The following is a 12281-nucleotide window of genomic DNA, read 5'->3' as shown; positions in this document are numbered from 1 at the left end:
CCTTATTTTTTAATAATGCGTTCAGAACGCAAATGTTTAGCCTGATACATATTTTGATCGGCAAGTTCTTGTAATTTTTCGGCAGAGGCATGTTCCCACGTCAGCGCAAACCCAATGCTGAGCGTCATGCTTGCCAGATGACCATTATGCAGGTCAAAAGGTCGGTTAAACTCTTGTGACAGTGCCGCGCAGATCCGCTGAACCTCATATTCAGAATGAACGCTGTACAGCACCATGGCGAACTCATCGCCGCCAAGTCTGTATGGGTAATGGCGACTCCCCCCAAACTCGGATAACCTTTTTGCGACTTCAATCAGGACCCGATCCCCCGCTGCGTGGCCCCAGGTATCATTAATAAATTTAAAATTGTCGCCATCAAGGAATAACAATGCCGAGCTGCTGTGGGCGGCATCATCATTCATTAGGGCATTTATGCTGCTGCGAAATGCTGCGCGATTTGCCAAACCCGTCAGAGGGTCATGTAGTGCAGTACGCAACAGCTGAGCGTTTTTTGCCTGCAGTTTAAGTTGCCACTCCTCCATCTCGTCCAGCAGACTATTAAAGTCCAGGGCAAAGAGATGAAACTCTTCAATGCGTTCCTCTGATACGCGCCGTGAAAAGTTACGGTTGGTACGAACATCATGTACCACCTCGGTAATGTTTTGCAGTGCATCCACAACGCCATTGTGTAAATAGCGAGTGAGCATTAATGCAATTCCGGATGCCAACAGAATGCACCCGGTAAGGACGGCCAGCGACAAATAGATGAAATGACTGATAACGCTATCGCGCGCAGTCAATCGTACTTCGCCGATGACGTTGCCATTATGCAAAATCGGCTGAGTGACCGGTTGTGGGAACAGCCAGTGGCTGATCATCCCGCTGATCTTTTCAGTGGTATCCTGCGCGTTATAGCGCCAGGTGGCGATCACCTTCTGGTTTTTATTACGGACTTCTGCAACGGAAAATTGCCCCTGCTGGCCCAGTGCCGCCAGCGTTTCAGTTGCTGCAACACTATCAGAAAAGACTAATGCAGCTTCGAGCGTACGGGTCATGGTAGCGGCAGTCAGATCCAGATTCTTTTGCGCATACTGTCTTAATGCCAGCACGGAAGAAATGCTGAGCAGCAGCCAGATCAGCATCATGGTTACCAGAACGCTGATTATGCTGATACGCCGTAATGTTCGCTTAAACGTCGGGCGTGCTATGGGAGAATGGCCCTTATCCATGCTTATTATTCCGTGCAAGCATCAATACGTCTGGACTGACCCTTACGCCGCTGCGTGAAAGGGAATCCATATTTACGGAAAATCTCACATCTTCGTCTTTAATTATGAGACAAAAGGCGCTGCCAATAACGCATTCGGGGTTCTGTTCAGCAATTAATAACAATGCCTTAGTCGGATATTTATTCTTTAATTCCACCTGATAAGTAGGGGATTCTTTTCCAAAATAAAAACCGTCACACTGCGAAACTAATATTTCTTGTTCCGTACGGATGATGACGGGAAGATAGGGTAATGCGCCTACACTGGTATCTTTCAGGACACTGGAAAAACGCGATGAAGAGAAAATACACAGTTTTGGGGGCCCGGAAAGTGCGGGCCAGCGTGTATAACTGACGATGCCGGAAACCATAGCGCGTACCGATTTTGCTTCTTCCGTAACGCTTTGGGCATACAGCGGTAATCCGGTCAGGAGCAGTGCCAGTAGAAGTATGAGTCGGTAAGAATAGCTCATGAATAGTTACCTACCAGCGTTTGCTGTAAAACGTCGAAATACATTCAAGATTGTTTGCAACAAAATAACATTATTTTCCTAAGCCGTCATTATTCCTGGAATAATGCTATTGGTGATTTAAGTTAAATCTTAATGGTTTATAAAATATAAACCATTGTTTAATTTAATCTTATCGAGGCGGCACCCTCGTTTGCCCCTTGCTGCCAGGCGCTGTGTAACTGGTCAACATTTTCGACAGTATCGCAACTGGGCGGAAAAGTTTTCCCGGTCAGGCCTCTGGCATAAACAAAATCCTGCTGGCAGGTTTTACGCTGTCCCTCGGCGTAACCCTTAAGGTATTCCGTACGATCGACGTTGCGGTCATTGTAGTTGTCGGCAAGCGTTTCATTATCTTTAACGGCATAGCCCGAAATGGCATCTTGTATCCCGGCGTCGTACCAGTCGGTACCAGTCCAGGTAGGGGCATGGGTGTAGGGGTCTATCTGACATCCGCTAAGAAGTAATAGAAACAAGATGCTGATGAGTTGCTTCATTGCCTGTGCTCCTTCGTTTTTTTAAGCATAGTGGATCTGAAAATTCGGTGGTGTAAATTTAAATGTACATTTATAAGGGCTGTTTTTGCCTTAAAATAGCATAATGTAAATTAAAATTTACGGATTGTGGATTGAAATCTTTACCTGTTGTGATATCGTTATTTCCTCCTCGCTGAGGATCAACTATCGCAAACGAGCTAAACAGGATCACCATCATGCAAAAAGACGCGCTGAACAACGTACATATTACCGACGAACAGGTTCTGATGACTCCGGAGCAGCTGAAAGCTGAATTTCCGCTGAGCCAGGAGCAAGAGGCGCAAATCGCCCAGTCGCGTAAAACCATCTCAGATATTATCTCTGGTCGCGATCCTCGCCTGCTGGTCGTATGTGGCCCATGCTCCATTCACGATCCTGAAATGGCGATTGAGTATGCTCGTCGATTTAAAGCCCTTGCCGCAGAGGTCAGCGATAGCCTCTACCTGGTGATGCGCGTCTATTTTGAAAAACCCCGTACCACTGTCGGCTGGAAAGGGTTAATTAACGATCCTCATATGGATGGCTCTTTTGATGTTGAAGCTGGTCTGAAAATTGCGCGTCAGCTGCTGCTTGAACTGGTAAATATGGGACTGCCGCTGGCAACTGAAGCGCTGGATCCAAATAGCCCGCAATACCTGGGCGATCTGTTTAGCTGGTCCGCAATCGGTGCCCGTACTACGGAATCGCAGACTCACCGTGAAATGGCTTCCGGTCTTTCGATGCCGGTTGGCTTTAAGAATGGTACCGACGGTAGCCTGGCGACCGCCATTAACGCCATGCGCGCGGCCGCGCAGTCGCACCGCTTTGTCGGTATTAACCAGGCCGGGCAGGTTGCACTGCTGCAAACACAGGGGAATCCGGACGGTCACGTGATCTTGCGCGGAGGTAAAGCGCCGAACTACAGCCCGGCAGATGTCGCCCAGTGCGAAAAAGAGATGGAGCAGGCGGGACTACGACCTTCTCTGATGGTAGATTGCAGTCATGGTAATTCCAATAAAGATTACCGCCGTCAGCCTGCCGTGGCTGAATCCGTGATTGCACAAATCAAAGATGGCAATCGCTCAATCATTGGCTTGATGATTGAAAGTAATATTCACGAAGGCAACCAGTCTTCTGAACAGCCGCGCAGCGAAATGAAATACGGCGTATCCGTAACTGACGCCTGCATTAGCTGGGAAATGACGGATGCGCTGCTGCGTGAAATTAGCCAGGATTTAAACGGTCAGCTGTCGGCGCGTGTAGCATAAGAGGTTGGTTATGGTTGCTGAATTGACCGCATTACGCGATCAAATTGATGAAGTCGACAAGGCGCTGCTGGATTTACTGGCACGCCGCCTGGAGCTGGTTGCCGAAGTAGGTGAAGTAAAAAGCCGCTTTGGGCTGCCGATCTATGTGCCGGAACGGGAAGCCTCTATGCTGGCCTCTCGCCGGGCGGAAGCGGAAGCCCTGGGTGTGCCGCCGGACCTGATTGAAGATGTGCTACGCCGCGTTATGCGTGAGTCCTACTCCAGTGAGAACGACAAAGGGTTTAAAACGCTTTGTCCTTCTCTGCGGCCGGTGGTGATTGTCGGCGGCGGCGGTCAGATGGGGCGTCTGTTCGAAAAAATGCTCACCCTGTCAGGTTATCAGGTACGGATCCTGGAACAGCAGGACTGGGATCGCGCGCCGGAGATCGTCTCTGATGCCGGCATGGTGATCGTCAGCGTGCCGATCCACGTCACCGAGCAGGTGATCGCCAAACTACCGCATCTGCCGTCTGACTGCATCCTGGTGGATCTGGCTTCGGTGAAAAATGGTCCTTTACAGGCGATGCTGGCTGCACATGATGGCCCGGTGGTGGGGTTACACCCAATGTTTGGTCCGGACAGCGGCAGTCTGGCCAAGCAGGTCGTCGTTTGGTGTGACGGACGTCAGCCGGAAGCTTATCAGTGGTTTCTGGAACAGATTCAGGTATGGGGTGCGCGACTGCATCGGATCAGCGCCGTTGAACATGACCAGAACATGGCGTTTATTCAGGCACTGCGTCACTTTGCGACCTTTGCTTACGGTCTGCATTTAGCGGAAGAGAACGTTCAACTGGAGCAGCTGCTGGCGCTCTCTTCGCCGATTTACCGGCTTGAGCTGGCGATGGTTGGCCGTCTGTTTGCCCAGGATCCGCAGCTCTATGCCGATATTATTATGTCGTCTGAGAGCAACCTTGCGCTGATTAAACGCTACTACCAACGTTTTGGCGAGGCGATCGGTTTACTGGAGCAGGGCGATAAGCAAGCGTTTATCGACAGTTTCCGTAAGGTGGAGCATTGGTTTGGCGATTATGCGAAACGCTTCCAGAGTGAAAGCCGTACTTTGTTACGCCAGGCGAATGATAGCCGTCCTTAATTAAGATGCCGGATGGCGGCTTCGCCTTATCCGGCCTTCAAAAATCGTATGAACCGTAGGCCGGATAAGCGTAGCGCCATCCGGCATTGTCAAACGTTAGCTCGGATCGACTGGCACCACGTTCTCACTTGGATAGCACCCCAGTACTTTCATCGAACGCGTAATCTCACCCAGCTCTTTCAATGCTTTTTGCATCTGGGGCGACTCCAGGTTGGCCTGGATATCAAGATAAAACATCTCTTCCCACGGATTGCCGTGAATCGGGCGTGACTCCAGTTTAGTCATAATCAGATTATGGTTACGCAGTACCAGCAGCGCCTCAACCAGCGCACCGGCCTGTTGTCCTGTTGCCATCAGCAGCGTGGTTTTTGCCGGAACCTGGTCGGATACATTGATTGCTTTACGTGCCAGCACCACGAAACGGGTGATGTTTTGCGACTGGTTAGCCTCAATATGTTCGAGAACCTGCAATCCATACAGTACGCCTCCGGCTTCGCTCCCCAGGGCCGCCACGCGCGGTGAGTTAGCCTGCGCAACTTTTTCCATCGCCGCAGAGGTGCTTTCGGTGTACTCAATCTTCCAGTGCGGGTAGCGATTCAGGAACTTGCTGCACTGCTGGAACGGCTGCGGATGACTATATACCGTTTCAATGGTCTCAAGATCCGTTGTGCCAGACACCAGTACACAGTGGTCTATTGTAATGGTCATCTCGCCAACGATAGCCAGGCTGGTGTGCTGCAGCAGGTCGTAAACGTCGTTAATCCCACCGGAGCTGGTGTTTTCAATCGGAACTACAGCATAGTCAGCCTGTCCGGTTTCGACCTGATTAAAGATATCGGCAAATTTTGCGCAGCCGCTTTCAATAAATTGTTCAAAATGGCGGGCAGCGTACTGACGTGCTGCGAGGTGAGAATATGACCCTTTTGGCCCAAGGAAGGCCACGCGCGCGGAGTGTGGGTTAATTTTGTTCAGGTGCTGCTGGAGCAGTGCCTGTTGAGTCAGGACGGAGTCTTCGATGATGAGCTGGAACAGGCGAGTAATGTAGTGAGCATCAAGATGATGTGCTTTGCCAAGCTGAATGAGTCGGTCCAAAAGGTCACGTTCACGGTCGATATCACGAACCGGACGATGCGAAAGCAGTTTGGCTTTACCAACTTCTACGGCCAGTCCACGTCGCTCAGCCAGCAGGGCCAGTAATTTTTCATCCAGCGTGCTGATCTTATCGCGCAGCGCCAGCAATGGGTTTTCCGATGTCATAGTGTTGCCTTTCTTGTTATCAATAAAAAAGGCCTCCCCGTTGTGGGAGGCCTTATTGTTCGTCTTCGCATTCTTTATCACACGACGAAACGCCTCCCATTCAGGGGAAGGTAAAAAAGAATGCGAAGAAGAACGGGACAAGTTTCATGTAATTTTCCTTTGGCTACGTCAGTAAAGTACCCGTACTGTTTTCACCCTGTCAACAAAAAACGCGCCCGAAGGCGCGTTGGCGATACACTCAATGTAAGGGACTACTCTTCTTCTGCTTCGACGAAGTTGGCGTCTTTGACTGAAGTTGTTGCACGACGGGCTTCGCCTTTGTGCTGCACTTTATTGAGCTGCCGTTCCAGCTTGTTGATCAAATCGTTAATTGCGGTGTACATATCCTCGTGTTTTGCGCTGGCGACCAGATGTCCGTTCGGTGTATTGATGGTGGCATCAGCAATGAAACCCTGTGGCTCCTTAGACAGAATGATATGTGGATTAATCAGATGAGTTTGCCATTTTTCTAGTTTGGCGAGACGGTCTGCGACATGCTGGCGAATTGCCGGAGTAATTTCCATTTGTTTACTGGTAATGTTCATTGTCATAAATTTTACCTCTTGTCTTTCCCGTCTTGGTGATTCCAGCATACCGTTCCCAATGTCAAAATGTGTGATCTAAATCACATTATTTTGTCGCTTTTTGTCAAGAAAACCTTTTTGTGAGGCACCGCAGGAACAGGCGATTTTTTACTTGAGGAATACCTGAAAGCAGGCCATATTTGATGGGATGCGTTGGAGCTAAACCGCTTCAGTTGTGGCGTTAACGGATAAAAAAACGGCAGCCCTTGGGCTGCCGTTTTGCATTCTGAGGCAAATCAGGTATTGCTGCTGTTGGCGGCAATGATTTTCGCGACTTTTTCAGCCTGCGCATTCATCTGCATCTGGCGATAAGCGTTTTCCATCAACGGCAGGGCATTACGTGTTGCCTGGGTATCCGGGTAGTCGCGCAGCATGCCTTCCACACGGTTTACCACGGCAACCCATGCGCCGCGGGCAGTGTAGTATTCCGCAACGGAGTATTCATACTTCGCCAGCCGGTCTTTCAGGAACACCAGACGTTTGGTGGCGTCAGTGGTGTACTGGCTATTCGGATACCCACGCACCAGTTTGGAAAAGTCATTAAACGCAGCTCGGGCATGTTGTGGATCGCGATCGCTGCGATCAACACCAAAGAATCCTTGCAGTGCGCTATCATCCAACGCCATATTGGTCAGGCCACGCATATACATGACATAATCAATGTTAGGGTGTGTCGGGTTAAGACGGATAAAACGATCGATAGCAGCCTGAGCAAGTGGCAGATCGGCGTTTTTGTAGTAGGCGTAGATGAGATCTAATTGCACCTGCTGAGAATACGGTCCAAATGGATAACGGTTATCCAACGCTTCCAATTGCGTTATTGCCTGTTTCCAGTTACCGTCCTGCAGCTTTTGCTGAGCAGTCGCGTAGATTTCATTTGGCGGATTATCGGGCACCTCTTCCTTTGAACCAGAGCAACCCGCCAAAAACAGGCTCAACGTGGCTGCTGCCACCAGATATTTCATGCGCGTCATGACGTTTTGACTTTCCTCAAAATGTAATACGGGAGATTCTCTGTTCCTGCTCCCGGTTAAGACCAGCTACAATAGCACACTATATTAAACGGCAAAGCCGTAAAACCCAACGTTAAACGAAGAAGCAGTTTATGGCACAACGAGTAGAACTCACCGCAACAGTCTCCGAAAATCAGCTCGGTCAACGCTTAGATCAGGCTTTGGCCGAATTGTTCCCTGATTATTCGCGATCGCGCATAAAAGAATGGATCCTCGACCAGCGCGTACTGGTAAATGACCAACTTTGCGATAAACCGAAAGAAAAAGTGTTGGGTGGAGAGCGTGTCTCCATCAACGCAGAAATTGATGAAGAGGTTCGTTTTGAACCTCAGGATATCCCACTGGATATCGTTTATGAAGATGACGACATTCTTGTCATCAACAAACCCCGTGACCTTGTAGTGCATCCGGGCGCCGGGAATCCCGATGGCACGGTATTGAATGCGTTACTGCATTACTACCCGCCAATCGCGGATGTTCCTCGTGCTGGTATCGTGCACCGTCTGGATAAAGACACGACCGGATTAATGGTGGTGGCAAAAACGGTTCCGGCGCAAACACGTTTGGTGGAGTCGTTGCAGCTGCGCGAAATTACCCGTGAGTACGAAGCCGTGGCGATTGGTCACATGACTGCTGGCGGAACCGTTGAGGAACCGATTAGCCGTCACCCGACCAAGCGTACGCACATGGCCGTACACCCAATGGGGAAACCGGCGGTAACGCACTATCGCATTATGGAACACTTCCGTGTGCACACGCGTCTGCGGTTGCGTCTGGAAACCGGACGTACGCACCAGATCCGCGTGCACATGGCACATATCACTCATCCTCTGGTGGGCGATCAGGTCTACGGTGGCCGTCCACGTCCACCGAAAGGCGCTTCTGACGAATTTATCTCCGTACTGCGTAAGTTCGACCGTCAGGCGCTGCATGCGACCATGCTGCGTTTGTATCACCCGATTTCCGGTATCGAAATGGAATGGCATGCGCCGATTCCACAAGATATGGTGCAATTGATTGAAGTGATGCGCGCTGATTTCGAAGAACACAAGGATGATATTGCCTGGCTATGAGTAAGCTAATTGTCCCGCAGTGGCCTATACCGCAAGGTGTCGCGGCGTGTAGTTCTACCCGTATTGGCGGAGTCAGTATGCCGCCTTACGATTCGCTGAATCTGGGCGCCCATTGCGGCGATAACCCGGAGCATGTTGAAGAGAACCGCAAACGACTGTTTGCTGCGGGCAATCTGCCGTCAAAGCCGGTCTGGCTGGAGCAGGTCCACGGTAAGGATGTCCTGAAACTGAACGGCGAGCCTTACGCCTCCAAACGTGCAGATGCGTCGTACAGCAACACGCCGGGCACCGTGTGTGCGGTGATGACCGCTGATTGTTTGCCGGTGTTGTTTTGCAATCGTGCCGGAACGGAAGTTGCTGCTGCCCATGCGGGTTGGCGCGGATTATGCGCCGGCGTGCTGGAAGAGACGGTGGCGTGTTTTGCCGACAAACCTGAAAACATTATTGCCTGGCTAGGCCCGGCGATAGGTCCAAACGCGTTTGAAGTTGGACCAGAAGTCCGCGAGGCGTTCATGACGAAAGATCCGCAAGCGGACCTTGCATTTGTGCCGCGCGGCGACAAGTATCTGGCGGATATCTACCAGCTTGCCCGTCAGCGCCTGGCCAATGTCGGCGTGGAGAATCTCTACGGTGGCGACCGTTGCACCTTCAGCGAAAGTGAGACGTTCTTCTCTTATCGTCGCGACAATACCACGGGTCGTATGGCAAGTTTTATTTGGCTGATATAACCTAAAGAATCAAGACGATCCGGTACGTGTAATTTTCTTTTCACATAATTCAGGTCATTCACCTTGAATAATTGAGGGATGACCTCATTTAATCTCCAGTAGCAATTTTGACCTGTTATGGGAGGAGTTATGCGTCTGGATCGTCTTACTAATAAATTCCAGCTTGCTCTTGCCGATGCCCAGTCACTCGCATTGGGGCACGACAATCAATTTATCGAACCACTTCATCTAATGAGCGCCTTGCTGAATCAGGAAGGGGGATCGGTACGTCCTTTATTAACGTCTGCTGGCATTAATGCTGGCCAGTTACGTACAGCCATTGACCAGGCGTTGAGCCGTTTGCCACAGGTAGAAGGTACCGGCGGCGATGTGCAGCCTTCTCAGGAACTGGTGCGTGTACTGAATCTTTGCGACAAGCTGGCGCAAAAACGTGGGGACAACTTTATTTCGTCAGAACTGTTCGTTCTGGCGGCGCTTGAGTCACGCGGTACGCTGACCGATTTATTAAAATCAGCAGGCGCGACGACCGCCAATATCACTCAGGCAATTGAACAAATGCGTGGAGGTGAAAGCGTGAATGACCAGGGGGCTGAAGACCAACGTCAGGCCTTGAAAAAATATACCGTTGATCTGACCGAACGTGCCGAACAGGGCAAACTCGATCCGGTCATCGGCCGTGATGAAGAAATTCGCCGTACCATTCAGGTGCTGCAACGTCGTACTAAAAATAACCCGGTGTTAATCGGTGAACCCGGTGTCGGTAAAACCGCCATCGTTGAAGGGCTGGCCCAACGCATCATCAATGGTGAAGTGCCGGAAGGCTTAAAAGGCCGTCGTGTACTGGCACTGGATATGGGCGCGCTGGTGGCTGGGGCCAAATATCGTGGCGAATTTGAAGAACGTTTAAAAGGTGTGCTGAACGATCTCTCGAAACAGGAAGGCAACGTCATTCTGTTTATCGACGAATTGCATACCATGGTTGGGGCGGGTAAAGCCGATGGCGCAATGGACGCCGGGAACATGCTGAAACCTGCGTTGGCCCGTGGGGAGCTGCACTGCGTAGGCGCAACAACGCTTGATGAATATCGCCAGTACATCGAAAAAGATGCGGCGCTGGAACGTCGTTTCCAGAAAGTGTTTGTGGCTGAACCTTCAGTGGAGGACACCATCGCAATCTTGCGTGGCCTGAAAGAACGTTATGAACTGCACCATCATGTGCAGATTACTGACCCGGCGATTGTTGCGGCAGCTACGCTGTCTCACCGCTATATTGCCGATCGTCAGTTGCCGGATAAAGCTATCGACCTTATTGACGAAGCGGCATCCAGCATTCGTATGCAGATTGACTCCAAGCCGGAGGAACTCGACAGACTCGACCGCCGTATTATCCAGCTCAAACTGGAACAGCAGGCATTAATGAAAGAGTCTGATGAGGCAAGTAAAAAACGTCTCGATATGCTCAACGAAGAGCTGGACGACAAAGAACGCCAGTATTCTGAGTTAGAGGAAGAGTGGAAAGCTGAAAAAGCTTCCCTCTCGGGAACGCAAACTATCAAGGCTGAGCTGGAGCAGGCAAAAATCGCCATCGAACAGGCGCGCCGCGTTGGCGACCTGGCGCGGATGTCTGAACTGCAGTACGGCAAAATTCCTGAACTGGAAAAACAGCTGGAAGCAGCTACCCAGTCTGAAGGCAAAACCATGCGTCTGCTGCGTAATAAAGTCACGGATGCAGAAATTGCTGAGGTGCTGGCGCGCTGGACCGGGATCCCAGTTGCTCGCATGCTGGAAGGCGAACGGGAAAAACTATTGCGTATGGAGCAGGAGCTGCACAGCCGCGTGATTGGTCAGAACGAAGCGGTGGAAGCCGTTTCTAACGCCATCCGTCGTAGCCGTGCGGGCTTGTCCGATCCGAATCGTCCGATTGGTTCATTCCTGTTCCTTGGTCCAACCGGTGTCGGTAAAACCGAACTGTGCAAAGCGCTGGCAAACTTTATGTTCGACAGTGACGATGCAATGGTGCGTATCGATATGTCCGAGTTTATGGAGAAACACTCCGTGTCTCGTTTGGTCGGGGCACCTCCGGGATATGTCGGTTATGAAGAAGGTGGTTACCTGACGGAAGCAGTACGTCGTCGTCCTTACTCTGTCATCTTGTTGGATGAAGTGGAGAAGGCGCATCCGGATGTGTTCAACATTCTGCTGCAGGTGCTTGATGATGGTCGTCTGACTGACGGACAGGGGAGAACGGTCGACTTCCGTAATACGGTTGTCATTATGACCTCAAACCTGGGTTCCGATCTGATCCAGGAACGCTTCGGTGAGCTGGATTACGGCCATATGAAAGATATGGTGCTGGGCGTTGTGAGCAATAACTTCCGCCCGGAATTCATCAACCGTATAGATGAGGTTGTTGTGTTCCACCCGCTGGGTGAGCAGCATATTGCTTCTATTGCTCAGATCCAGTTGCAGCGTCTGTACAAACGTCTGGAAGAGCGTGGCTATGAAATCCATATTTCTGACGAGGCGCTTAAACTGCTGAGCGCGAATGGTTACGATCCGGTGTATGGCGCGCGTCCATTGAAACGTGCTATCCAGCAGCAGATCGAAAACCCGCTGGCGCAGCAAATTCTGTCTGGTGAACTGATTCCGGGCAAAACGATTCGTCTGGAAGTGAATGACGATCGCATAGTGGCAGTGCAGTAAGTCACAAAACAACAATAAACGGGCCCTGCGGGGCTCGTTTTTGTTTAAAATCCAGGCGGAAATGGACGTATTGATTGAAAAGTAATCGCTTGATAAGTTTTTTATATTTTTAACTTGTCAGCCTGAAATAACTCCCTATAATGCGCCTCCACTGACACGGAACAACGGATTACAAGCCGCCGGGTCAGCGGGG

12 protein-coding genes and 1 other annotated feature are annotated in these 12281 nt (G+C 50.7%); of the genes, 5 read left to right on the top strand and 7 right to left on the bottom strand.

The features are described 5' to 3' along the window. Positions 1–2: 2 nt before the first annotated feature. From dgcN to OGX94_RS20745, 3 genes are all read right to left on the bottom strand, one after another. Positions 3–1229 (bottom strand): diguanylate cyclase DgcN/YfiN, encoded by a 1227-nt coding sequence (gene dgcN, locus OGX94_RS20755; RefSeq protein WP_003826449.1) that lies wholly within the window; start codon positions 1227–1229, stop codon positions 3–5. Next, entirely contained in the window at positions 1222–1740 is a 519-nt protein-coding gene (gene yfiR, locus OGX94_RS20750; protein WP_257661998.1) for a regulatory sequestration protein YfiR, read from the bottom strand. The genes dgcN and yfiR overlap by 8 nt, the downstream gene beginning before the upstream one ends. A gap of 158 nt (positions 1741–1898) precedes the next feature. After that, positions 1899–2273 carry a DUF2799 domain-containing protein gene (locus OGX94_RS20745; protein ID WP_003826452.1) on the bottom strand — a complete coding sequence of 125 codons (375 nt, stop codon included), beginning with the start codon at positions 2271–2273 and terminating at the stop codon, positions 1899–1901. A gap of 215 nt (positions 2274–2488) precedes the next feature. On the opposite strand from OGX94_RS20745, the gene aroF reads away from it, so the two are divergent. Beyond that, positions 2489–3559 (top strand): 3-deoxy-7-phosphoheptulonate synthase AroF, encoded by a 1071-nt coding sequence (aroF, locus tag OGX94_RS20740; RefSeq protein WP_003031241.1) that lies wholly within the window; start codon positions 2489–2491, stop codon positions 3557–3559. A 10-nt stretch (positions 3560–3569) separates the two neighbouring features. Continuing rightward, positions 3570–4691, top strand: a complete 1122-nt coding sequence (gene tyrA, locus OGX94_RS20735; RefSeq protein WP_063941896.1) for a bifunctional chorismate mutase/prephenate dehydrogenase — start codon at positions 3570–3572, stop codon at positions 4689–4691. Between the two features lie 96 nt (positions 4692–4787). On the opposite strand, the gene pheA is transcribed toward tyrA, so the two are convergent. The 4 genes from pheA to bamD form a co-directional block, all read right to left on the bottom strand. Beyond that, positions 4788–5948 carry a bifunctional chorismate mutase/prephenate dehydratase gene (gene pheA, locus OGX94_RS20730; protein WP_149335750.1) on the bottom strand — a complete coding sequence of 387 codons (1161 nt, stop codon included), beginning with the start codon at positions 5946–5948 and terminating at the stop codon, positions 4788–4790. A gap of 22 nt (positions 5949–5970) precedes the next feature. After that, positions 5971–6097, bottom strand: a sequence feature (Phe leader region). Then, positions 6049–6096: a pheA operon leader peptide PheL gene (gene pheL / locus OGX94_RS20725; RefSeq protein WP_100250063.1), complete on the bottom strand. Its 48-nt coding sequence runs from the start codon at positions 6094–6096 to the stop codon at positions 6049–6051. (Overlaps the previous feature by 48 nt.) Before the next feature lie 102 nt (positions 6098–6199). Further along, positions 6200–6538, bottom strand: coding sequence for a ribosome-associated translation inhibitor RaiA (raiA, locus tag OGX94_RS20720; protein ID WP_003031244.1), 339 nt, complete (start codon positions 6536–6538; stop codon positions 6200–6202). A gap of 269 nt (positions 6539–6807) precedes the next feature. Next, positions 6808–7545, bottom strand: coding sequence for an outer membrane protein assembly factor BamD (gene bamD, locus OGX94_RS20715; protein ID WP_003826460.1), 738 nt, complete (start codon positions 7543–7545; stop codon positions 6808–6810). Between the two features lie 131 nt (positions 7546–7676). Here bamD and rluD point away from each other — a divergent pair, with 131 nt between their 5' ends. The 3 genes from rluD to clpB all read left to right on the top strand — a co-directional run bounded on the left by rluD (position 7677) and on the right by clpB (position 12088). After that, entirely contained in the window at positions 7677–8657 is a 981-nt protein-coding gene (rluD, locus tag OGX94_RS20710; RefSeq protein ID WP_003826464.1) for a 23S rRNA pseudouridine(1911/1915/1917) synthase RluD, read from the top strand. Further along, positions 8654–9385, top strand: coding sequence for a purine nucleoside phosphorylase YfiH (gene yfiH / locus OGX94_RS20705; protein ID WP_257661997.1), 732 nt, complete (start codon positions 8654–8656; stop codon positions 9383–9385). The genes rluD and yfiH overlap by 4 nt, the downstream gene beginning before the upstream one ends. Before the next feature lie 129 nt (positions 9386–9514). Further along, positions 9515–12088 carry an ATP-dependent chaperone ClpB gene (clpB, locus tag OGX94_RS20700; RefSeq protein ID WP_003826468.1) on the top strand — a complete coding sequence of 858 codons (2574 nt, stop codon included), beginning with the start codon at positions 9515–9517 and terminating at the stop codon, positions 12086–12088. Positions 12089–12281 lie beyond the last annotated feature (193 nt).

This window comes from Citrobacter sp. Cpo037 (assembly GCF_030332945.1).
In the GTDB taxonomy this organism is placed as follows: Bacteria; Pseudomonadota; Gammaproteobacteria; order Enterobacterales; family Enterobacteriaceae; genus Citrobacter; species Citrobacter portucalensis.
The sequence above is the reverse complement of the archived record's forward strand: the minus strand, read 5'-3'. Positions and strand labels throughout refer to the sequence as shown.

Coding starts and splice junctions, on each gene's coding strand:
- dgcN (WP_003826449.1), bottom strand. CDS start 1,229: ATGGATAAGGGCCATTCTCCCATAGCACGCCCGACGTTTAAGCGAACA.
- yfiR (WP_257661998.1), bottom strand. CDS start 1,740: ATGAGCTATTCTTACCGACTCATACTTCTACTGGCACTGCTCCTGACC.
- OGX94_RS20745 (WP_003826452.1), bottom strand. CDS start 2,273: ATGAAGCAACTCATCAGCATCTTGTTTCTATTACTTCTTAGCGGATGT.
- aroF (WP_003031241.1), top strand. CDS start 2,489: ATGCAAAAAGACGCGCTGAACAACGTACATATTACCGACGAACAGGTT.
- tyrA (WP_063941896.1), top strand. CDS start 3,570: ATGGTTGCTGAATTGACCGCATTACGCGATCAAATTGATGAAGTCGAC.
- pheA (WP_149335750.1), bottom strand. CDS start 5,948: ATGACATCGGAAAACCCATTGCTGGCGCTGCGCGATAAGATCAGCACG.
- raiA (WP_003031244.1), bottom strand. CDS start 6,538: ATGACAATGAACATTACCAGTAAACAAATGGAAATTACTCCGGCAATT.
- bamD (WP_003826460.1), bottom strand. CDS start 7,545: ATGACGCGCATGAAATATCTGGTGGCAGCAGCCACGTTGAGCCTGTTT.
- rluD (WP_003826464.1), top strand. CDS start 7,677: ATGGCACAACGAGTAGAACTCACCGCAACAGTCTCCGAAAATCAGCTC.
- yfiH (WP_257661997.1), top strand. CDS start 8,654: ATGAGTAAGCTAATTGTCCCGCAGTGGCCTATACCGCAAGGTGTCGCG.
- clpB (WP_003826468.1), top strand. CDS start 9,515: ATGCGTCTGGATCGTCTTACTAATAAATTCCAGCTTGCTCTTGCCGAT.